Source organism: Ruegeria atlantica (assembly GCF_947495585.1).
Classification (GTDB): domain Bacteria; phylum Pseudomonadota; class Alphaproteobacteria; order Rhodobacterales; family Rhodobacteraceae; genus Ruegeria; species Ruegeria atlantica_G.
On the sequence record NZ_CANLZK010000014.1, the window covers coordinates 82859 to 104211 of the forward strand.

22 protein-coding genes are annotated in these 21353 nt (G+C 58.6%); 14 read left to right on the plus strand and 8 right to left on the minus strand.

Features of this window, described 5'->3' with window-relative positions:
• Position 1: 1 nt before the first annotated feature.
• Entirely contained in the window at positions 2-2161 is a 2160-nt protein-coding gene (selD, locus tag QMP16_RS19555) for a selenide, water dikinase SelD (protein ID WP_282153746.1), read from the plus strand.
• Here selD and mnmH read toward each other — a convergent pair.
• The 3 genes from mnmH to QMP16_RS19570 all read right to left on the minus strand — a co-directional run bounded on the left by mnmH (position 2152) and on the right by QMP16_RS19570 (position 5630).
• On the minus strand, positions 2152-3204 hold the full coding sequence (gene mnmH / locus QMP16_RS19560; RefSeq protein ID WP_282153747.1) for a tRNA 2-selenouridine(34) synthase MnmH: 1053 nt from the start codon (positions 3202-3204) through the stop codon (positions 2152-2154). The genes selD and mnmH overlap by 10 nt on opposite strands.
• A 42-nt stretch (positions 3205-3246) precedes the next feature.
• Positions 3247-3912 (minus strand): SOS response-associated peptidase, encoded by a 666-nt coding sequence (locus QMP16_RS19565; protein WP_282153748.1) that lies wholly within the window; start codon positions 3910-3912, stop codon positions 3247-3249.
• Positions 3913-4052: 140 nt separating this feature from the next.
• Positions 4053-5630: a bifunctional metallophosphatase/5'-nucleotidase gene (locus QMP16_RS19570; protein WP_282153749.1), complete on the minus strand. Its 1578-nt coding sequence runs from the start codon at positions 5628-5630 to the stop codon at positions 4053-4055.
• 108 nt (positions 5631-5738) lie between these two features.
• On the opposite strand from QMP16_RS19570, the gene QMP16_RS19575 reads away from it, so the two are divergent.
• The 4 genes from QMP16_RS19575 to arsC are packed head-to-tail and all read left to right on the plus strand — an operon-like array spanning position 5739 to position 7898.
• Positions 5739-6077, plus strand: a complete 339-nt coding sequence (locus tag QMP16_RS19575) for a DUF952 domain-containing protein (protein WP_282153750.1) — start codon at positions 5739-5741, stop codon at positions 6075-6077.
• On the plus strand, positions 6074-6505 hold the full coding sequence (locus QMP16_RS19580; protein WP_282153751.1) for a DUF1330 domain-containing protein: 432 nt from the start codon (positions 6074-6076) through the stop codon (positions 6503-6505). Before QMP16_RS19575 ends, QMP16_RS19580 begins: the two co-directional genes overlap by 4 nt.
• Positions 6502-7560, plus strand: a complete 1059-nt coding sequence (locus QMP16_RS19585; RefSeq protein WP_282153752.1) for a quinone-dependent dihydroorotate dehydrogenase — start codon at positions 6502-6504, stop codon at positions 7558-7560. Before QMP16_RS19580 ends, QMP16_RS19585 begins: the two co-directional genes overlap by 4 nt.
• Positions 7557-7898 carry an arsenate reductase (glutaredoxin) gene (gene arsC, locus QMP16_RS19590; protein WP_282153753.1) on the plus strand — a complete coding sequence of 114 codons (342 nt, stop codon included), beginning with the start codon at positions 7557-7559 and terminating at the stop codon, positions 7896-7898. Before QMP16_RS19585 ends, arsC begins: the two co-directional genes overlap by 4 nt.
• Here the strand turns inward: arsC and QMP16_RS19595 are convergent.
• From QMP16_RS19595 to QMP16_RS19605, 3 genes are read right to left on the minus strand one after another with little or no spacing between them, the layout of a single operon-like run.
• Positions 7895-9211 (minus strand): MATE family efflux transporter, encoded by a 1317-nt coding sequence (locus QMP16_RS19595; RefSeq protein WP_282153754.1) that lies wholly within the window; start codon positions 9209-9211, stop codon positions 7895-7897. The two genes, arsC and QMP16_RS19595, sit on opposite strands and share 4 nt — an antisense overlap.
• A 6-nt stretch (positions 9212-9217) precedes the next feature.
• Complete coding sequence (locus QMP16_RS19600) at positions 9218-9736, minus strand: PaaI family thioesterase (RefSeq protein WP_108860205.1); 519 nt, start codon at positions 9734-9736, stop codon at positions 9218-9220.
• On the minus strand, positions 9736-10155 hold the full coding sequence (locus QMP16_RS19605; RefSeq protein WP_113790396.1) for a PaaI family thioesterase: 420 nt from the start codon (positions 10153-10155) through the stop codon (positions 9736-9738). Before QMP16_RS19605 ends, QMP16_RS19600 begins: the two co-directional genes overlap by 1 nt.
• Positions 10156-10272: 117 nt before the next feature.
• Here QMP16_RS19605 and QMP16_RS19610 point away from each other — a divergent pair, with 117 nt between their 5' ends.
• The 8 genes from QMP16_RS19610 (at position 10273) to QMP16_RS19645 (ending at position 18103) form a co-directional block, all read left to right on the plus strand.
• Positions 10273-10641, plus strand: a complete 369-nt coding sequence (locus QMP16_RS19610) for a MerR family transcriptional regulator (RefSeq protein ID WP_058275812.1) — start codon at positions 10273-10275, stop codon at positions 10639-10641.
• 283 nt (positions 10642-10924) lie between these two features.
• On the plus strand, positions 10925-11326 hold the full coding sequence (locus QMP16_RS19615) for a MerR family transcriptional regulator (protein ID WP_058274210.1): 402 nt from the start codon (positions 10925-10927) through the stop codon (positions 11324-11326).
• A gap of 49 nt (positions 11327-11375) precedes the next feature.
• Positions 11376-13157 carry an acyl-CoA dehydrogenase C-terminal domain-containing protein gene (locus tag QMP16_RS19620; RefSeq protein WP_282153755.1) on the plus strand — a complete coding sequence of 594 codons (1782 nt, stop codon included), beginning with the start codon at positions 11376-11378 and terminating at the stop codon, positions 13155-13157.
• A gap of 54 nt (positions 13158-13211) precedes the next feature.
• On the plus strand, positions 13212-13424 hold the full coding sequence (locus QMP16_RS19625; RefSeq protein WP_058274212.1) for a hypothetical protein: 213 nt from the start codon (positions 13212-13214) through the stop codon (positions 13422-13424).
• Between the two features lie 135 nt (positions 13425-13559).
• On the plus strand, positions 13560-14198 hold the full coding sequence (locus QMP16_RS19630) for a glutathione S-transferase family protein (RefSeq protein WP_282153756.1): 639 nt from the start codon (positions 13560-13562) through the stop codon (positions 14196-14198).
• A gap of 11 nt (positions 14199-14209) precedes the next feature.
• On the plus strand, positions 14210-15421 hold the full coding sequence (locus QMP16_RS19635) for an acetyl-CoA C-acetyltransferase (RefSeq protein ID WP_282153757.1): 1212 nt from the start codon (positions 14210-14212) through the stop codon (positions 15419-15421).
• The gene (locus QMP16_RS19640; RefSeq protein ID WP_282153758.1) at positions 15421-15909 is read left to right on the plus strand and encodes a cupin domain-containing protein; all 489 of its coding nucleotides are present in this window, start codon (positions 15421-15423) and stop codon (positions 15907-15909) included. The genes QMP16_RS19635 and QMP16_RS19640 overlap by 1 nt, the downstream gene beginning before the upstream one ends.
• A complete protein-coding gene (locus QMP16_RS19645) occupies positions 15902-18103 on the plus strand; it encodes a 3-hydroxyacyl-CoA dehydrogenase NAD-binding domain-containing protein (RefSeq protein ID WP_282153759.1) in 2202 nt (733 codons plus the stop codon). The genes QMP16_RS19640 and QMP16_RS19645 overlap by 8 nt, the downstream gene beginning before the upstream one ends.
• Positions 18104-18167: 64 nt before the next feature.
• Here QMP16_RS19645 and QMP16_RS19650 read toward each other — a convergent pair whose 3' ends face one another.
• The gene (locus QMP16_RS19650; RefSeq protein ID WP_282153760.1) at positions 18168-18926 is read right to left on the minus strand and encodes a Hint domain-containing protein; all 759 of its coding nucleotides are present in this window, start codon (positions 18924-18926) and stop codon (positions 18168-18170) included.
• Between the two features lie 322 nt (positions 18927-19248).
• A complete protein-coding gene (locus QMP16_RS19655) occupies positions 19249-20184 on the minus strand; it encodes a DMT family transporter (RefSeq protein ID WP_282153761.1) in 936 nt (311 codons plus the stop codon).
• Positions 20185-20337: 153 nt separating this feature from the next.
• Between QMP16_RS19655 and QMP16_RS19660 the strand changes: the two genes are divergently transcribed.
• A complete protein-coding gene (locus QMP16_RS19660) occupies positions 20338-21351 on the plus strand; it encodes a hypothetical protein (protein WP_282153762.1) in 1014 nt (337 codons plus the stop codon).
• The last annotated feature ends 2 nt before the right edge of the window (positions 21352-21353 follow it).

Consider the following 21353-nt stretch of genomic DNA (forward strand, 5'->3'; position numbering starts at 1 on the left):
GATGCACCACCCACCGCTGCCCCTAACCCGCGATCTGGTTCTAATCGGCGGCGGTCACACTCATGCATTGTTGCTGCGCAAGTGGGGCATGAACCCCCTGCCCGGCGCGCGGGTGACGGTGATTAACCCCGGCCCCACCGCGCCATATTCGGGGATGTTGCCGGGCTTTGTCGCCGGGCACTACGCACGTCAGGACTTGAACATAGATCTGGTCAAACTGGCCCGCTTTGCCGGCGCGCGTTTCATTCTGGGCGCGGTTTCCGGCATCGACCCAGACCGGCGCGAGGTTTATGTGCCAGACCGTCCCCCGGTGGCGTTTGATGTAGCATCGGTCAATGTGGGGATTACATCGGACATGCCCGCCCTGCCCGGCTTTGACCAGCATGCGGTTCCGGCCAAACCGCTGGGTCCGTTTGCTGCCAGATGGGCAGAGTACCTGGAAGGATCAGGTGATGCCACGGTCGCGGTGATCGGAGGTGGGGTGGCTGGGGCTGAGCTTATAATGGCTATGGCCTTTGCCTTGCGCACCAAGGGGCGCACCGCGCACCTGACCCTGATTGACAACGCACGTGCCCTGACGGCGACACATCCCAAGTCCGCGCAGACCATTCGCAAAGCGATGGCTGATCTGAGCATCGAAGTGATCGAACGGGCATCTGTTTCGCACATCGCCAAGGATCACGTCGCGCTAGAGGATGGCCGCCAAATCCCGGCCAGCTTTGTGACCGGTGCAGCCGGTGCAAAACCCTATGACTGGATCGCGCATACAGGGCTGGATCTTCAGGACGGCTTCATCCGCGTCAACGCGCAATTGCAATCCAGCGACCCTGCCATTTTTGCGGCAGGTGATTGCGCACATCTGACAGAAAACCCCCGCCCCAAAGCCGGAGTTTACGCAGTGCGCGAGGCCCCCGTATTGTACCAAAACCTAAGGGCCGCCCTAGGATCCGGTGCCCTGCGACGGTATGAGCCGCAAAAGGATTACCTCAAGCTCATATCACTAGGCGGCAAGACTGCATTAGGGGAGCGGCTGGGGACCTCGTTCAGCGGTTCGTTGATGTGGAAATGGAAAAACCACATCGATCAAAGCTTTATGGACAAGTTTCGCAACCTGCCGCAGATGAAGCCTCCGTCCTTGCCCCGCCGTCACGCGGCTGGTTTGACCGAAGCCTTGGGCGACAAACCCATGTGCGGGGGCTGCGGTGCCAAAATCGGGCGCGGCGCGTTGCAATCCGCGCTTTCCGATCTGCCCGCCCCTGTTCGTGCGGACGTGTCACCACTGCCCGGCGATGATGCCGCCCTGTTGCAGACCGGGGGTGCCCGGCAGGTCATGACCTCGGACCATCTGCGCGGCTTCGTGGACGATCCCGCCTTGATGACACGCATTGCAGCGGTTCACGCGCTCGGGGATATCTGGGCCATGGGGGCCAAACCGCAGGCCGCCACGGCGACGATCATCCTGCCTCGCATGTCGCCAACCCTTCAGCGTCGCACCATGGCCGAGATCATTGCCACGGCCAGCAACGTCATCCGTGACGCCGGGGCCGAGATTGTCGGCGGCCACAGCTCGATGGGTGACGAGATGACGATCGGGTTCACCCTGACGGGCCTGTGCGACGCCGACCCGATCACACTGTCCGGAGCCAGACCCGGTGATGCCCTGATCCTGACCAAACCGTTGGGCAGCGGCGTTCTAATGGCGGCAGAGATGGCGGGCGCAGCAAAGGGCGAATGGGTTGCGGCGGGCCTTGAACATATGGTGCAGCCTCAAGGCAGGGCTTCGGAAGTATTGGCAGATGCACATGCGATGACCGATGTAACGGGATTTGGTCTGGCGGGGCACCTGCTGGGCATGACCGAGGCCTCGGGTTGTGGTGCCACCCTGGATCTGGAGGCAGTTCCGGTAATGGATGGCGCGCGGGAACTGGCCGCGCAGGGCATCCGGTCAACCTTGTTCGAAGACAATCGCGCGATTACGCCCGAATTACCGACGGGCGGCAAAGCTGACCTGCTGTATGATCCTCAGACTGCCGGAGGCTTACTGGCCGCGGTACCAGCGGATCAAGGACAGATGATCTGCGAAGCTTTGCGCGAAGTGGGATATCCTGCCGTAATCATTGGGCACATGACCGATGCACCGGGGCTTCGGGTTCAAACCTGATCCAGGATGGCTTCGATCTGCGCTGCTGTTGCAGACAAGCCAGCATGATCCAGCGCCGACGCATGGATATTCGCGATAACGTCCGACCTGCGCAGGCGGCTGGACTTGGCATATGCAGGATCATAGTGCTGCTCGATCAACGCCTGAGTCAGTGCGCGTTTGTCACCAGCGTCAATCATGTCCAGCCAACCATCCACCACGTCATGCCCGCGGTGAAACCGCAGCGGGGAAAGGCGGTCGCGCAGGCGGTCAGAGTCTGACAGAACGTCATCATAGGCGGATACCAAGTAGTCCGAACGCGCCTGAACAGAGGCTGTGATCTGGACGCGCGGGGCTTGGCGCAAGGCCGCCCAAAGCGTCGGCGGCAGGATCAGAGACCCGATTTTGGACGACTCCGCCTCGACCACCACGGGGCGCGACATGTCCAGACGACATAGCACAGCGGACAGGGCGGACTCGAACGCCTTTTGGCTCGGTTGTCCACCGGGCATATCACCCAGCAAGGACCCACGGTGATTGGCCAGCCCTTCCAGATCCAGAACCTGAACGCCACGAGCGGCAAGATGCACCAACAATTCAGTCTTGGCCGTGCCGGTATATCCGTCCAGCGCGATCAGGTGATGCGGCAGCGGGTCATCATAGAGATACCGTTTCACCAACCGGCGATAGGTGCGATAGCCACCCTCGACCACTTCGGCCCGCCAGCCGATCTGTTGTAGCATCCATGTGAACGAGCCCGATCTTTGCCCGCCGCGCCAGCAGTAGACTAACGGTCGCCATCCTCCCTCATTATGGGACAGGCTGTTCTCGATGTGATTGGCCGCATTCCGAAACACCAGCGCGGCCCCCAGTTTACGGGCCAGAAACGGGTTTTCCTGAACATAGATCGTGCCGACGCGGGCGCGCTCTTCGTTGTCGAGAACAGGCAGGCTGATGGCGCCGGGAAGGTGGTCTTCGTCAAATTCCGCCGGGCTGCGCACGTCGATCACCGTGTCAAATTCATGCGCATATAGATCGGGCAAACTGTCGAATTTCAGAACCATGTCAGAGGTCTATCCCGCAAAGCCGTGAATGAAAAGGCAGGGCTAGGTTTCGATCGGTTCAATCAATTCCAGCCCGCTGGCGCGGTTCGAATTCACGGTCGGGCTGACGCGATGATAGCTGAGGACATCTTCGTCCCCCGGCTGCATCAGACGCGCGGCCCCTTTTCCGGCCTCCCCCAGCCACAGCGGCCAGTCATCGGGTTCCAGAATCAAAGGCATGCGATGATGGATCGCGCTGAGGTGACGGTTGGCCGGCGTCGTGACGATGGCGCAGGTGCCCTGCCGCGCATCTTCAGGCCCCCAATCCTGCCAAACACCGGCAAAGGCAATCGGTGCGTTGTCCTGACGGAAGATGTACCATGGCAACCTGTCGCCTTGTTCCGTCTTGGTCCATTCATAGAACCCCGTCGCGGCGATCAGGCAGCGGCGTTCGCGGCATGCAGCGCGAAAGGCGGGCTTTTCGGCAAGCGTTTCCGCCCGCGCGTTGATCAACAGAGGTCCTGCGTTTTCGGCCTTGTACCAATGGGGCAAAAACCCCCAGCGTAGCGGATCAAGCGTGCGCCCGGTTTGCCCCGCGCGCACCACATGCACCTGATTGGTCGGGCAGACGTTGAAATTCGGCACCGCTGGCAAAGTGTTAGCCGGGCGGGCCGAAAAAAGCTGCGCCATTGCATCGTTGGGAAGTGTTACGGCAAACCGTCCGCACATAGGCTTTGTCCCTTTTTCAGAAATTGTAGGTTAATGTCGCCCGCGCCGATACCGAGCGGAACACCATCAAGCAGTTTCTGACCATAAGACTGAAAAGGCCGCGTCAAACGCGGCCTTTTGGGTTGTTTATCCAAACAGATTTACTTCTGCTTGATCCGCCCATCCAGATAGGGCGTGTAAGGCGCGTTTTCGGCCAGATATTCCGCCGTTACATCGGCCAGATCGGGGCCGAAGTCGTAGGCGTTCTTGTCGTCACCCGAGAACATCTTGTAGCCGTCACCGCCATTGCGGACGTAGTTGTTGGTGACCACCAGATAAGTCGCGGCCGGATCGATGGGAACAAATCCGTCTCCGTCGGCAACCATGACCTCAGCGATACGCCCTTCGTTCGGCGCAACGGCAGGGTCCCAGGTGAAGGTCAGGCCAGCAACTTGCGGAAAGCGGCCTTTGACCTCTTCCACCTGGCTGACGCCGTTTTCCAGCGCATCGATGACGCCCTGGCCGCTGATCTCAAAGGTCGACAGCGTGTTCTGGAACGGCAGCACGGTCAGCACTTCGCCCATGGTCACGTCGCCCGGATCGATCGAAGCCCGCAGACCGCCCGAGTTGGCAATCGCAATCTTAACGCCCTGATCCGCGACGCGTGCCAACATTGCGTCGGCCACAAGGTTGCCCATCTGGCATTCCTGAACACGGCAAATAGCGCGGTCGCCTTCGATGGCATCGGCAGAGTTTGCAACCACTTTGTTACGGATTTCATCCAATGGCACGGCAAGCTCGGCAATACGATCCAGAGCGGCCTGATCCTCGGTAACTGAGTTGTCCATGATCAGCGGCTCGCCAGCAGCCTCGACCACGTTGCCGTCATCGTCAAAAGTCACATTCAACTCACCCAGGAATTTGCCATAGGCATAGGCCTGAACGATCTGCACGCCGTTTACCACGGTCGGGTACGGGCCGGCGGCCTTGTCCGAGGTGTTCGACAGGTATGTGTTCGAGTGGCCACCTACGATCACGTCAACTCCGGTGGTTTCCTGCGCAACGCGCTGATCCACACCATAGCCCGAGTGGCTGAGAACGACGATCTTGTTGACGCCTTCACCGGTCAGCTTATCCACCTCAGCCTGAACCGCAGGCACCGGGTCCGAGAACGAGATATTCGGACCGGGCGAGGCAAGCTCATCAGTGTCGATAGGTGTCAGGCCGATCAGGCCGATCTTTTCGCCGCCAACTTCGATTACGGTCGATTTCTTGATCTTATCGGTCAGCAACTCTTCGTCCGCAACATCCGCATTGGACATCAGAACCGGGAAATCGACCGAGTCGATAAAGCCGCGCAGAACCTCGGGGCCGTCGTCGAATTCGTGGTTACCCACCGTCATCGCGTTGTAGCCCAGCTTGTTCATGAACTCCGCCGCGACCTTGCCCTTGTAATAGGTATAGAACAGCGATCCCTGAAACTGGTCTCCGCCATCAACCAGAAGCGAGTTTTCGGCACGGCCACGTGCCTCCTCGACCGCAGTGACCAAGCGCGCGGAACCGCCAAAGCATTTGCCTTCGGCATTGTCTTCATCACCGCAACCGCTGTCGTATTTGTTGATCGGCTCAAAACGCGAGTGGAAATCGTTTGTGTGCAGAATCGTCAGTTTGTACTCGGCAAATGCCATGCCTGCGGTCAGGCTGAGCGCGGCGGCAGATGTCAAAAGACGGGTGAGCATAGTTTAACTCCCTATTGTTAATTGCGGAGATGTTGCGACGCGCAACGCCAAGAGTCAAAGGGGGAAATCCGGCTTGATTCTACCCGTGGCCCGGTGCATCACGACCGCATGCTGATTTACAAAATTTTTCGGGCCGATGAATGGGCCACGTTACAGGCGCAAGGCGCATCAGACGGGGCGCCGATTGATGTCACTGACGGATATGTTCATTTCTCGACTGCCAAGCAGGCGGCAGAAACAGCCGCCAAACATTTTGCCGGGGTCGAAGGGCTGACCCTGCTGGCGTGTGACGCCGATGCCATGGGCGACGACCTGAAATGGGAGGTTTCGCGCGGTGGCGCGCTTTTCCCGCATCTTTATCGGCAGATCAAAATGACCGATGTTGTCTGGTCGCGCGCCCTGCCCTTTGATGGAACCGCTCACCAGTTTCCCAAGGATATGGAATGACCAATTTTGTCGATCCGGGCCGTGCCCAGTTTGAGGCCTTCAAGGACCTTGATCGGGACCACTCGGTCGAGATGCTGAACTTGGTGAAGTTCCGCGACGCTGCTGAATATCCCGCAGGGCACAAACTCGCGGATGCCGGGCTGACCGGCGCGCAGGCTTACGGCAAGTACGGCTCGGAAACCGCTCCGATCATAGCGCGCCTTGGCGCTTCGATCCTGTGGCGCGGCGTGTTTCAGACGACACTGATCGGCCCGCAGGACGAAGACTGGGACGCAGTTTTCATCGCCCGCTATCCCACGGCGCACGCGTTTCTGGAAATGGTAACGGACCCGGTTTACCAAATGGCCGTGGTGCACCGCCAAGCCGCCGTCGAAACCTCGCGCCTTATACGATGCGCCCCTACCGGTGGCGGAGAGGCATTCGGATGAAACTGACTGAAAAACTGGGGCTGGCAGCCCTGCACCGCATGGATCCTGAGACAGCTCACGGACTATCTATCAAGGCGCTAAAGGCCGGATTGGCCCCTGCGCCGGGTCCAGTGACCTCCAATCGATTGCGCACCGAAGTGGCGGGATTGGACCTGCCGAATCCCGTTGGCCTGGCCGCAGGATTCGACAAGAATGGTGAGGTTCTTGCGCCTCTGTCCCGCGCAGGGTTCGGGTTTATCGAGGTCGGTGCCGTGACCCCGCGCCCGCAGCCCGGCAACCCGAAACCACGTCTGTTCCGCCTGACCCAGGACATGGCCGCCATCAACCGGTTTGGGTTCAACAACGAAGGCATGGAGGTCATGGCCCGCCGTCTGGCTGACCGTCCACAGGACGCGGTGATTGGCCTGAACCTGGGTGCCAACAAGGACAGCGACGACCGCCCCGGCGATTTCGCCAAGGTCCTGGCCTATTGCGCCGCGAATCTGGATTTTGTCACGGTCAACGTCTCATCCCCGAATACGGAAAAACTGCGTGATCTTCAGGGCAAGGCGGCCCTGAGTGCGTTGCTAAGCGGCGTGATTGAGACGCGCAACGCACTGCCCCGCCCCTTGCCAATCTTCCTGAAGATTGCTCCGGATCTGACCGAAGGCGAATTGCAAGACATCGCCGATGTGGCCCGCGAAACCGGCGTGGATGCGGTGATTGCCACCAACACAACCCTGTCACGCGATGGTCTGCGCAGTGCCCATAAGGGTGAAGCAGGCGGTCTGTCCGGCGCACCGTTATTCCAGAAATCGACCCGCGTTCTGGCACGACTTAGCCAGTTGACCGACGGGCAAATCCCGTTGATTGGCGTTGGCGGGATTGGGACGGCAAAGCAGGCTTACGCCAAGATCTGCGCCGGGGCTTCGGCTGTGCAGTTCTATACGGCCATGGTCTATGGCGGCATTTCACTGGCCGCAGAAATAGCCGAAGGTCTGGATGAACTGCTGGCGCAAGACGGGTTCACTTCGGTCGCAGAGGCCGTTGGCAGCAAAAGAGAGGACTGGCTGTGATTGAATATTGGCACAACCCGCGCTGTTCAAAATCCCGCACAGGTCTGGCGTTGCTGGAAGAAAAAGGTGCGACCGTCAAGGTTCGCAAATATCTGGAGGATGCGCCGTCGGCTGATGAGCTGCGCGCGGTGTTGTCCCAATTGGGAATTCCGGCCATCGAGATGATGCGGACAGGCGAAAAGCGGTTCAAGGAACTGGGCCTGTCAAAAACAACGCCCGATGATGACCTGATCCAGGCTATGGCGGAAAACCCCATCCTGATCGAGCGTCCTCTGGCCATTGCCGGCGACAAGGCCGCGATTGGTCGTCCGCCCGAAAACCTGCTGTCGCTGCTTTAAGCGATCTGCGCTTCCAGCTTAGGGTAACGCCAACCCAACGTGACCCCGCGCACGATGTTCAGGACCATCAGCGCGGCCCAAAGCCCATGGTTGCCGAACGTCGGCACCAGCAGGAACAGGGCCACCACATAGATCGCGACGGACTGGATCATCGCCTGCCGCATGGCGCGGGTCCAGGTCGCCCCGATATAGATACCGTCGAACATCCAGCTGGCTACGCCGATCACCGGCGCAAAGGCCGCCCAGAGCAGAAACTCCCGCGCGGCAATCCGCACTTCTGGTGAGGTTGACATCAGATCAATCAGGGATGGTCCGGTTAGAAAAAACACAAGACCCAGGGCAAACGCACCTCCGACGCCCCATTGCGAGGCCATGATCGACGCGCGCCGTACCTGGGCGCGATCACGTGCACCGACCGCGCTGCCCACCAGCGCCTCGGCAGAGAATGCGAAACCGTCCAAGGCAAAAGCCGTGATCTCAAGAAATTGCAGCAGCACCTGATTTGCCGCCAGATTGACGTCCCCCAGGTCGGAACCAACAAACAAAAAAGTGGTAAATGCGCCGGTCAAAAGCACTGAACGCACCATTATGTCGCCGTTCACCTGCATCATTCGGCGCAGACGCACAGGGTCAAAGATCCTGGGCCAGTCGCGCCACTGATTTCCAGCGAATGCGTCGTTGCACAACCAGAGACCAAGCGCCAACCCGGTCCATTCGGCGATCAGCGTCGCGATGGCGACACCTTCGACGCCCCAGCCAAGGCCAAGAACAAACCAGAGATCCAGAACGATGTTCAGCCCGTTCATCCAGATCTGCAAAACGAACACACCCTTGGTGCGCTCTACCGCGATCAGCCAACCTGTCACGGCAAAAAGCGCGATCGTAGCCGGAGCCCCCCAGATACGGATCTCCAGATAGGCGCGGGTCAGAGATTCAACCTCTGGACTGGCTGGAGACAGGGCGAACGCCCCCCAGAACAACCAGACCTGCGTCAGTATAAAGAACAGACCCGCCGCGCCGCCCAGCAACAGCCCGCGCATCAGCAAGGCTCCGGTTTCCGCCGTGTCCCCTGCACCACGTGCCTGGGCAGCAAGACCGGTTGTCCCCATACGCAGGAACCCGAACACCCAGTAGATGGTCGCTAGAATAACGGCTCCCATGCCGACCGCACCGATTGGGGCCGCCTGACCCAACTGCCCCACGACACCAGTATCCACCGCCCCCAGAATTGGCACCGTCGCATTGGACAATACGATCGGCGCTGCAATCCGGAGCACCCGCTTATGCGTAATGGGTGCCGAAGCGTCCTGCATAGCGTTCTATTTTCCGTCGGTAGTGGGCTGTGGCATCAGGAAATGCCCCGAAGCCTGTGCAAAGAGCTTCGCGTGATTGTCCTGCCAGGCCTCGACCCGGACAGAGGCATAGCGACGCCCGGCCCGACTGATGAACGCGCGCGCATAAGCATCACGAGGCAGGCCTGACCGCAGATAGTCGACGGTGAAATCGACGGTCTTTGGAAAACGTACTTTTTCGTAGTCGGCGATATCACTGGCATTCAGTTCCCCGCTTTCGATCTTGGGCAGCAAGAACTCCCAACTCAGCGTGATGACGGCCGTGACTTCTAGAAACGCCGCCGTGACGCCGCCATGCAATGCGGGCAGTAACGGATTACCGATCAGTTTCTGGTCAAAGTTCAAAACACCAGTCAGTTCATCACCGCGGCGATCAAAGCCGATGTCGAGGAACCGAATGTAGGGCACACCATCGACAATCGCGTTCAACGCCGCATCCCGGCGTTGTTTTACGACCTGGACGGGTTCCGGGCGAGTACGCGCCATTACAGACCCTCCACCGTGAATGACCCTGCCGCTGTGGCCACTGGAAGACCTTCGTCTTCGTCCATCGCCGTCGCGCGCACAAAGGCTACGTTCCGTGTGATGTGGTAGCATGTCGCCTGGGTCGTTATCGTCTGTCCCGGTGTTGCCGCCCGCATATAGTCGATCCTCAGGTCAATTGTCGCCGTACCCCCTGGGGCCGACGGATGGCTCATGACGGCGGCACCACAACAGGTATCCAGTGCGGCGAAAACAGCGCCGCCATGAATCACCCCGGTGCGCGGATCGCCAACAAGCTCTTTGCTGTACGGCATTGTAATACCCGCTTCGCCATTTCCGATTGAGGTCAGCTTCAGACCCAACGCCCTTGCATGCGGGATCGCCTCGATGAACTGGCGCGCAATTGCGGCTTTGTCGACCATGTACTTGAATCCGTTCTTTTGGTTTATCCCTTTATGAGCCCGTGTCCGCCAAAAGAGCAAGCCCGCCGGTTGCGCTTGCCGCTGACAGAACATAGGCTGCGCCAGAGGAGATCAGGAATGTCCGACAACCGTTTGTCATTCAAAGAGATGTGCGCCGAGTACGATGTGACTCCACGTACCCTGCGCTACTATGAGTACATCGAATTGCTGCAACCCGATCGGGAAGGCAGATCGCGATATTATGGTCCGCGGGAATGCGCACGCATGACTTTGATCCTGCGCGGCCGCAAATATGGGTTTTCGCTGGAAGATATCCGGCAGTGGCTGCTGATCTATGAAAATGAAGGCAACGAGATCCAAATGCGTGCTTTTGTCGACGTCGCGGACAAGCAGATCGTCGAACTGAACCAGCAAAAACAGCAATTGGACGAGGCAATTGATGCCCTGACCGAGATGCGCGACCAGACTGCCAAATCGCTCGAGTGATTCCGTTGGCGCACCATCGCGCATTAAAAAAATGAAGCGACTCTCGTACACTTCGGCCATGCCTTAAGGTGTGTTGGGTCGCTCTGCGGGAATTGGCACCCACAAATTCCGTTACGTTAATTCCGAAAAAGTCGGAAATCCGCGACTTGACGCGCGCGGAAGTTACGTAAACTTCTGTAGTGACGCAGCGTTCACATTACGTGAACGTCATCTACATGTTGTAACGTGCGCATCGACTGCGCAACTGACTTTCATTGACGCCAGTGACGAGAGTGCTGAAACCATGACCGAAGATCTGATGACCATCCGAGAAATGTGCGAGACATATGATGTCACGCCCCGCACGTTGCGGTTTTACGAGGCCAAAGAGCTTTTGTTTCCGATCCGCGAAGGTCAGAAACGGCTGTTCACCAAAAGTGATCGTGCCCGCCTGAAACTGATCCTGCGCGGCAAGCGCTTTGGGTTCAGCCTGGAAGAAATACGCCAGCTTCTGGACCTTTACCATGTCGGCGACCAACAGATGACGCAGATATCGCGCACCTATGAAATTGCGTGCGAGCGTCTGGAAGACATGGAAGCGCGCCGTGAGGAACTGACCCAGGCGATCGACGATCTGAAAGAACAGTTGCGCTGGGGCGAGAAAGTCATCGCCTCGGTCAAACAAGACAAAAAGGCTGCCGAGTAACCCCCTCGCCTGCCTACCACCCGGACATATGAATTAAAGGGAGCTTCACATGCCCGTCTACAACGCGCCAACCAAAGATACGCAGTTCATTCTGCACGATGTACTGAAAATCTCGGACTCCGACGTTCCGGGGTACAACGAGCTAGAAGCCGAATTCACAGGCGCCGTTCTGGAAGAAGCAGGCAAAGTGGCCACCAATGTTCTGCACCCGCTGAACGTGGTTGGGGACACCGAAGGATGCCGGTTGGAAAACGGTATCGTATACACGCCGACCGGGTTCAAAGACGCCTTTGAGCAGATGAAAGAAGGTGGCTGGACTGGGCTCGACATGCCGGAAGAGTATGGCGGCCAGAACATGCCATACGTCCTGGGCACCGCCGTTGGCGAGATGTTCTCGGCTGCGAACCAGGCATTCGTGATGTATCAGGGCCTGACGCACGGCGCGGCGTCAGCGATCCTGGCGCACGGAACCGACGAACAGAAAGACAAATACCTGCCCAATATGGTCAGCTGCGAATGGACCGGCACCATGAACCTGACGGAACCGCATTGCGGCACCGATCTGGGCCTGATGCGCACCAAAGCAGAACCGCAGAGCGATGGCAGCTATAAGATTTCGGGCCAAAAGATATTTATCTCGTCCGGCGATCACGACATGGCTGACAACATCATCCACCTAGTGTTGGCCAAGATCCCCGGCGGCCCCGAAGGCATCAAGGGCGTCTCCCTGTTCATCGTGCCCAAGTTCATCGTCAATGAAGATGGTACGCCGGGCGAGCGTAACGGTGTCTCGGTCGGCAAGATCGAAGAGAAGATGGGTATCCACGGCAACTCGACCTGCGTCATGAACTATGACGAAGCCACCGGCTGGCTGCTGGGCGAAGAGCACAAAGGCATGCGTGCCATGTTCACCATGATGAACGAAGCGCGTCTGGGTGTGGGCATGCAAGGCCTGTCTCAGGCAGAGGCCGCGTACCAGAATGCCGTCGAATACGCCAAAGACCGCCTGCAGGGCCGTGACGTGACCGGTGTAAAGAACCCGGACGGCCCCGCCGATCCGCTGATCGTGCACCCGGACATCCGCCGCAACCTGATGGATCAGAAAAGCTTCACCGAAGGTGCGCGCGCGTTCATCCTGTGGGGCGCGACCATGATCGACAAAGCACACCGGTCAAACGACAAAGATGCGGACGGTCTGATCTCGCTGCTGACACCGGTCATCAAAGGCTTTTTGACCGATCAGGGCTATGACATGACCGTTCAGGCACAGCAGGTCTATGGCGGTCATGGCTACATCGAAGAATGGGGCATGTCGCAATATACCCGCGACGCACGCATCGCGATGATCTACGAAGGCGCCAACGGCGTTCAGGCGTTGGACCTTGTCGGTCGTAAGCTGGCGCAAGACGGCGGCAAGCACGTCATGGCGTTCTTCGACATGGTCAAGACCTTCTGCAAAGACAACGCTGGTAAAGACGAAGCCTATGACAAGGCCTTCATCGAACCGCTGAAGGCTGCGTCCAAAGACCTGCAGGCCGCTGGCATGTACTTCATGCAGGAAGGCATGAAGAACCCCAACAATGCTCTGTCCGGTTCTTATGACTTCATGCACATGTTTGGACATGTTTGCTTGGGCTTGATGTGGGCGCAGATGGCCAAAGCCGCGCAAGATGCGCTGGATGGCGGCGCGTCGGACAAAGAGTTCTACGAGACCAAGATCAACACCGGCCGTTTCTACATGGCGCGCCGCCTGCCTGCTACAGGCATGCATCTGGCACGCATCCAGACGGGCGCGGACACGGTCATGGCTCTGGACGCGGCGAGCTTCTGATCTCAGTCTGGGTCCGGGCGATAATGCCCGGACCCAGCTTACCGGAGGAACCACATGCCAAAGCGTTTTCGACTAACCCGCCGCTTTCCCGTCGCAATGACCGAAGACGGGTATCGCAAGCTCAAAGCGTTCGCGCGTGATGCCGGATTGGACGAAGGAGAGGCGCTGTCGTTTCTGTTCGAGAATTTCAACAGCGTGATCAACGAGGACAACCTGACCCATCGCCTGCGTATCTTCAATTCCGAGTTGGATGACCGCAAGCGTTAAACACTACAGCCACCTTCACTCAGGTGGGCGTGTTTTCAGCAAGACAATGCCCTTTGGCGCTCAGCCAAGCAGATTGTTTTTCTCGAAATACGCGAGTTTAGACTTCGCACCGTACGCCTTGGGAGGGGCGATCGCATGACAATCGAACTTCATTGCTTCGGAGAAAGCGGAAACAGCTACAAGGCTGCCTTGGCCCTGGAAATGTCCGGGCTGGACTGGGAGCCGGTTTTTGTAGACTTCTTCAAAGGCGTGACACGTACTCCCGAATACCGCGCCGAAGTCAATGAAATGGGCGAAGCGCCCGTGCTGGTCGATGGCGATTTCCGAACCAGCCAATCGGGTGCCATTCAGGCCTATGTGACTGAGAAATCCGGCAAGTTCGGCGGCAAGAACCGGGATGAGAACTACGACGTTCTTCGCTGGGTGCTGTGGGACAATCACAAGCTCAGCTCAATGGCTGGCTTGACCCGTTTCCTGATCAACTTTCTGCCGGAACAGCACCGAAATCCTGATGTAATTGCCTTCAATCAAGGTCGCCTCAAAGCGGCTTATGACGTTCTGAACACTCATCTTGAAGGTCGCGATTGGATTGTTGGTAATGACGTCACGAATGCCGATCTCAGCTGCTGCAGTTATCTGTACTATCCTGAACCATTCGGCTTTGACCGTGCCGACTGGCCCCATATCGACGCCTGGCTGACCCGCTTGTCGGAACAGCCAGGCTGGAAACACCCCTATGACCTGATGCCCGGCAAACCGTCGGATCGAGCTTAAGGAGAGACCCCATGACCGAAGCTTATATTTATGACGCCCTGCGCACCCCCCGCGGCAAGGGCCGCAAGGATGGCAGTCTGCACGAGGTAACCTCGGTACGCCTGTCCGCCCTGACCCTGAATGCGATGAAAGAGCGCAACAATCTGGAAGGCCACGCCGTTGAGGACGTGATCTGGGGAAATGTCACGCAAGTGATGGAACAAGGCGGCTGTCTGGCACGCTCGGCTGTTCTGGCCTCGGACCTGGACCAGTCGATCCCCGGTCTGGCGATCAACCGTTTCTGTGCGTCCGGCATGGAAGCAGTGAACCTGGCAGCAAACCAGGTCAAAGGCGGCGCTGGCCAGGCGTACATCGCAGGTGGCGTGGAAATGATGGGACGCGTTGCCATGGGCAGCGACGGCGCAGCGATTGCCGTTGATCCCTCGCTGGCGATGGACACCTATTTCGTGCCACAGGGAATCTCGGCCGATATCATCGCGACCGAATATGGCTTTAACCGTGATGACGCAGACGCGTTGGCGATGGAATCGCAACGCCGAGCCGCGGAAGCATGGGCAGACAACCGCTTTGAGAAATCGGTTATCACCATCAAAGATCAGAACGGCCTGACCATTCTGGACCGCGACGAATACATGCGCCCCGGCACTGACATGCAAAGCCTTGGTGGCCTGAACCCGGCCTTCCAGATGATGGGCGAACAGATGCCCGGCTTCGACAAGGTGGCCATGCTGAAATACCCGCATCTGGAAAAGATCAACCACATCCACCACGCGGGCAACAGCTCGGGCATCGTGGACGGTGCTGCGGCGGTTCTCATCGGCAACAAGGAATTCGGTGAGAAATACGGCCTCAAGCCACGTGCCCGCATCAAAGCGACTGCCAAGATTGGCACCGATCCGACCATCATGCTGACTGGCCCGGTACCGGTGACCGAGAAGATTCTGGCCGACAACGGAATGAAGATCAGTGATCTGGACCTGTTCGAAGTGAACGAAGCTTTTGCCTCAGTCGTTCTGCGGTTCCAGCAGGCGTTTGATGTCGACCCCGGTTTGGTCAACGTCAACGGCGGTTCGATCGCCATGGGCCACCCGCTGGGCGCAACCGGTGCGATGATCATCGGCACTCTGCTGGATGAGCTTGAGCGTCAGGACAAGGAAACCGGTCTGGCCACGCTCTGCATTGCGTCCGGCATGGGTGCAGCGACGATCATCGAGCGCGTCTGATGCCCAAGCTGGATCTCTCTCAGATCCCGTTCAAGGGTGGCTCGGCCTATCCCGGCAAACTGGCCGAGGCGACCGCAGGTCGTTTCGTCCAGCGTGTGGGCGATGCAGGCGAGCTGTCCCAATACGGGGTCAACATCGTGCGGTTGGAACCGCAAGGCATGTCTTCGCTGCGCCATTACCACATGGAGCAGGACGAATTTGCCATCATGCTCAGCGGCACCTGCGTGCTGATCGATGATGATGGTGAGCATGAGATGCAGCCCGGCGATTGCGCCGCTTGGCCCGCAGGTGAGGCCAACGGCCACCACCTTGTGAACAAAACCGATGCGCCCGCGACCTTTCTGGTGGTGGGCACACGGACCCCGACCGAGACCGGCTATTACAGCGACATAGACATGATGGTGAAGGATGATGAGAACGGATTCGCCTTCACCCGCAAAGATGGCAGCCCGCTGACGGCTGACCAGATTGGAGATGACAATGACTGATTTCACTCTGAGCAAAGACGCAGACGGCGTCGCCATTATTACCTGGGACGTGCCCGGGAAAACCATGAACGTGATGTCCTTTGACGGGCTGGCGCAACTGAGCGATCTGGTCGATCAGGCGTTGGCTGATGACGACGTCAAAGGGATCGTTATCACATCCGGTAAGGAAGGGTCATTTGCAGGCGGCATGGACCTGAACCTGCTGGCCGTGATGAAGGAACAGGCGGGCGACAACCCGGCAAAAGGCTTGTTCGAGGGCACGATGCAGATGCACGCCCTACTGCGCAAGATCGAGATGGCGGGCATGGACCCCAAGACCAAGAAGGGCGGCAAGCCGATTGCGACCGTTCTGCCCGGCACTGCCGCAGGCATTGGCATGGAACTGCCGCTGTCTACGCATCGCATATTTGCGGCCGAAAACCCCAAGGCCAAATATGGCCTGCCCGAGATCATGGTCGGCATCTTCCCCGGCGCGGGCGGCACCACCCGGATGGTCCGCAAGGTTGGCGCGATTGCCGCCGCTCCGCTGCTGCTGGAAGGCAAAATGCTGGACGTCAAGAAAGCCAAGGGCGCGGGTTATATTGACGAGATCGCAGCCGAGCCAATGGCCGCAGCCAAGGAATGGGTGCTGAACGCCAAGGACGCGGACATCATCAAACCCTGGGATGCGAAGGGCTATAAGATGCCCGGCGGTGCCCCCTACCACCCAGCCGGTTTCATGAACTTTGTCGGCGCGTCGGCGATGGTGAACGGCAAAACCCAAGGCGCCTTCCCTGCGGCTAAGGCTCTGCTGAGTGCAGTTTACGAAGGCGCACTGGTCGATTTCGACACCGCGCTGAAGATCGAAGCGCGCTGGTTTACATCTGTTTTGATGAACCCGTCGTCGGGTGCGATGATCCGGTCGCTGTTCCTGAACAAGGAAGCGTTGGAAAAAGGTGCCGTTCGCCCCGCGGGCGTACCCGATCAGCGGGTCAAGAAGATCGGTGTTCTGGGCGCAGGCATGATGGGTGCCGGTATCGCGCTGGTCTCAGCTCAGGCCGGTATGGAAGTGGTTCTGATCGACCGTGACCAAGAGGCCGCGGATAAAGGCAAAGCCTATACCGAGAGCTACCTGGACAAGGGTATGAAGCGCGGTAAGGTCACCGCTGAAAAGAAAGAGGCCATGCTGGGTCGCATCACTGCGACGCCGGATCTGGACAACCTCAAGGGCTGCGACCTGATCATCGAAGCCGTGTTTGAAGACGTCGGCGTAAAGGCCGAGATGACCAAGAAGGTCGAGGCGATCATCCCTGAGGATTGCATCTTTGCCTCGAACACCTCGACCCTGCCGATCTCGGATCTGGCCAAGGCGAGCGTGCGCCCGGATCAGTTCATCGGGATTCACTTCTTCTCACCGGTCGAGAAGATGTTCCTGGTCGAGATCATCAAGGGCAAGGAAACCGGTGATCGCGCGGTGGCCAAGGCGCTGGACTATGTCCGCCAAATCCGCAAGACGCCGATCGTGGTCAACGACGCACGCTTCTTCTACGCCAACCGCTGCATCATCCCCTATATCAACGAAGGTTTGCGCATGATCACCGAGGGCGTCAGCCCTGTGCTGATTGACAACGCCGCGCGTCAGCTGGGCTTCCCCGTTGGGCCGATCCAGCTGAACGATGAAACCTCGATTGATCTGGGCGCCAAGATTGCACGCGCCACCAAAGCCGCGATGGGCGATGCCTATCCGGAAAACCCGGGCGATGATCTGATCTTCTGGATGGAAGAACAGGGCCGTCTGGGCCGCAAGGCAAACGCGGGCTTCTTCGACTATGACGAAAAAGGCAAGCGCACCGAGTACTGGAAGGGTCTGCAGGAGAAATACCCGCATGCCGAGGACCAGCCTGACCTGATCGAAGTGCAAGAACGTCTGATGTTCGCGCAGGTTCTTGAAGCGGTCCGCGCGTTGGAAGAAGGCGTTCTAGAGGACATCCGCGAAGGCGACGTGGGTGCGATCCTTGGCTGGGGCTTTGCACCTTGGTCGGGTGGTCCACTCAGCTGGCTGGACATCATTGGCACGCCCTACGCCGCCGAGCGTTGCGACCAGTTGACGGCACAGTATGGCGAACGCTTCGCCTGCCCGCCGCTGCTGCGTGAGATGGCTGAGAAAGGCCAGAGCTTCTATGGTCGCTTTGACCCCGAAGCAAAAGCTGCCTAAATAAATAGACGCTGGTGCGGGTTACCGCGCCAGCGTCATACTTTAATCAATAGCTTCAAAAAAATTAGAATATCGGAGCAGGCCGCCCCGGCCGCCCAGGACGTCGCGCACCCATGACAGGCCGCGCCGGAAATACCGGGTTCTGCATGATCGGAGCCGGTAATGCGCCCAGTGAATTCGCAAGAACAGCAATGTCCCGGCTATGCGCGACCATGTCGATCAGATCTTCGGTGCGCTCAGCATCGACCACCTTGTATGAGGCGTTCGCGGGCCGGCTGTTCGACCCAAAGCGGCCCGCAGGACAAAAGGCGCGCAGACCACCCTCGATATAGATCACTTCGTCTTGTTCAAAGAACAACGAACAAACCTCAAACAACAATGATGGCGCGCTGGACGAAAATCGAAACGTTCCACTGAGAACCCGCGCAGGCACCACGGGCATGCTGATCGGCAGCGTGATCGGACCCTGGCTCAGCTTGGTGTTGTCCAACGCCACGCCCTGCTCTGGCATCAACCAGACTGGGTCTCCATTATACAATGTATTCGACGGAACCCGAACCGGCAGGTTTTCCATTTTGGTCTCACTGGCAGGGATTGCGATGCAATCCGTCGAAGCCCGCGATACAGCCCTGAACCCATTGTCCAACGTGCGGATCAGATCACCGGCTTGCAGTTCTTCAACAGATTTCCATCCACGATCCGTCGCAATCTTAGTTCCGTGGACAAAACCGCCCCGGCGCGCGTTCAGCGAAATCGCAGGATTGTCCTGCACTTCCTGGTTCGGAACGGCCTCATAACTCAAAACACTCTGTACATTTAACACGTGTCGCACCCATTTCTGACACAAAAACAACTACTCATAACGACTAGCACGACTTAACCATGGGCGACTTAATTTAGACACATTGCCGCCCAATTTGCGTTCTTAAAGCCGTGAAAAACAACAATTCTTTGAACAACACTGCGCAATTGGTAAAAATTGGCAGGTTTTTGGAAACTATAATTAACACCAGCGGTCATCCGTGCTGCCGAATCTGTCTGAGCCCGTCGGCTGAAATCGCGCGGGTCATGTGACACCCATCGGTATCCGGTCTGAATGATCCCCGCTTGCCCACCCAAAACAAATGGCTGGCCTCAGGATACGGCTAAACCGGTTCTGGCCGGGCAGCCTCGCGCCCCGCACGCCATCCCAACAGGGCACCAGCGATTGCAATCAAACCAATCCCGGCAATCTGCACCGGTCCGATCGCCTGCCCGAAGGCCGCAAAAGCAAAGAGCGGACCAAAGATCATGACCGAGTACTCAAAGACCGCGACATAGGACGGCTCGCCCACCTGATAGGCCTTGATCAACATGAAGACGGCAATCGTGGAACCAACCGCCTGTATTGCGATCCACAGCAATGCGGGCTGCATCTGCCAGACCCACCCCCGGGCGGCGAAGCCGTCGGGGCCATCCGGCGCGGCCACCGGAATCAGCTCGAGAACCAGAAGACCGATCCCCCCGGCCGCCCCCAGCGTGATGATCATCGCGGCCAACAGAGCGACAGTGCTTTCATCCGAACAGTGGCTGCGCGTGATAACGGCACTCAACGCGTAGAACAGGCCCCCGGCGACCGGCAACAGGCTGCGGGTATCGAAATCGTAGGGGTCAAGCTGCAGCACGCACAGGATCCCTGCAAACCCCAGCAAAACCGCGACGATACGCCAAGGACCAATCCGTTGTTTCATTGCCAGGGCCGAGATCAACAGGACAAAGATCGGCGATGTGAACAACCCGGCCAGCGCCTGCGCAATCGGCATGACCGCAAGCGACGCGAAATAGAACAACATGGCCAGGGTGATCAGCACGCTGCGCAGAATCACCGGGCCAAATCGTTTCGGGCGCATACTGCCCAGCCCCAATAGCGACAGACCAAAGATCAGCGGCAACATCAGCAACGCGCGGCTCAGGTGGAATTGCCACAGGCCAACCGTTTCCGCCAACAGGATCACCACGTTGTCTATCACCCCGATGATGGCCATCGCGCTGATCATCAGCACCGATGCCAGTATGGGTGACGTCTGAGTGTCCGCCTGCATCATTCACCTCGGCATAACAGTGGAGCACGACAGGCCGATCCTTCGCGCGCCGTTGTATCCAGCACATTTACCGCAGACGGCGCAACTGGTTTGCGCCCTTTGAATTTACCATGTTAAGCTGGGGCAAAATAATAACGAGCAAACTTCACCTTGATGACGGCTCTGAAACAGTACGAACGGATCGAAGCCACCGGTCTGTGGCGCCCCTCGCCCGACGTGCAGCGGCGCGAGGTTGTGGTGTCGATTGGCGAAGCAACGCTGACGATTTCTGATTTCAACGATCGGGCATTGACACATTGGTCATTGGCTGCGCTGGAGCGACAGAACCCAGGACTTTATCCCGCAATCTTCAACCCGGACGGAGACCCCGACGAAACGCTGGAGCTGGAGGAAACCGAGACGACGATGATCGCGGCGATCGACCGTTTGCAAAAGGCAATTGATCGGTCGCGCCCGCATCCCGGACGGTTGCGCTGGCTTAGTGTTGCGGGTGTGGTTGCTGCAGTTGCCGCACTATTGCTGCTTTGGGTTCCGGCCGCACTGCAAAACCACGTCGTTTCTGTTGTCCCCGAGATCAAGCGATACGATATCGGAGATGCGATCCTGCACCGAATTGAACGGGTTTCAGGTGTCTCGTGTACCTCAGAGGATGCACAGGCTGCGTTGGACCAACTGGCAGCCCGAACCGGCGTGCGAGAAGTCGTTATTCTGCCCGCTGGGGTGCAAACAAGCCTCGGCCTGCCTGGTGGGATCATTCTGTTGAACCGCTCATTGGTTGAAGATCACGAGGACCCATCCATCGCCGCCGGTTACATCATTGCCGAACGCGCGCGGGCCGCCGCACAGGATCCCTTGGACGAGGTACTGGACCGAACTGGCCCGACCACGGCGTTCCGCCTGCTGACAACCGGAGAGCTGACGCCCGAGATCGTTGACGCCTATACAGAACAGGTCTTGTCAGAACCGCGCCCAACTTTGTCCGATCAAGCTTTGCTAGAAGCTTTCGCCCAGGCAGCACTGCCTTCAACGCCATATGCCTATGCTGTGGATGTCACGGGGGAAGACACTCTCGGCTTGATCGAGGCTGACCCGATGGCCGGGCGCCCGCTGCCGCAAGTGCTGCCGGACCGCGATTGGGTCCGGCTGCAGAATATCTGTGGCGAGTAAAC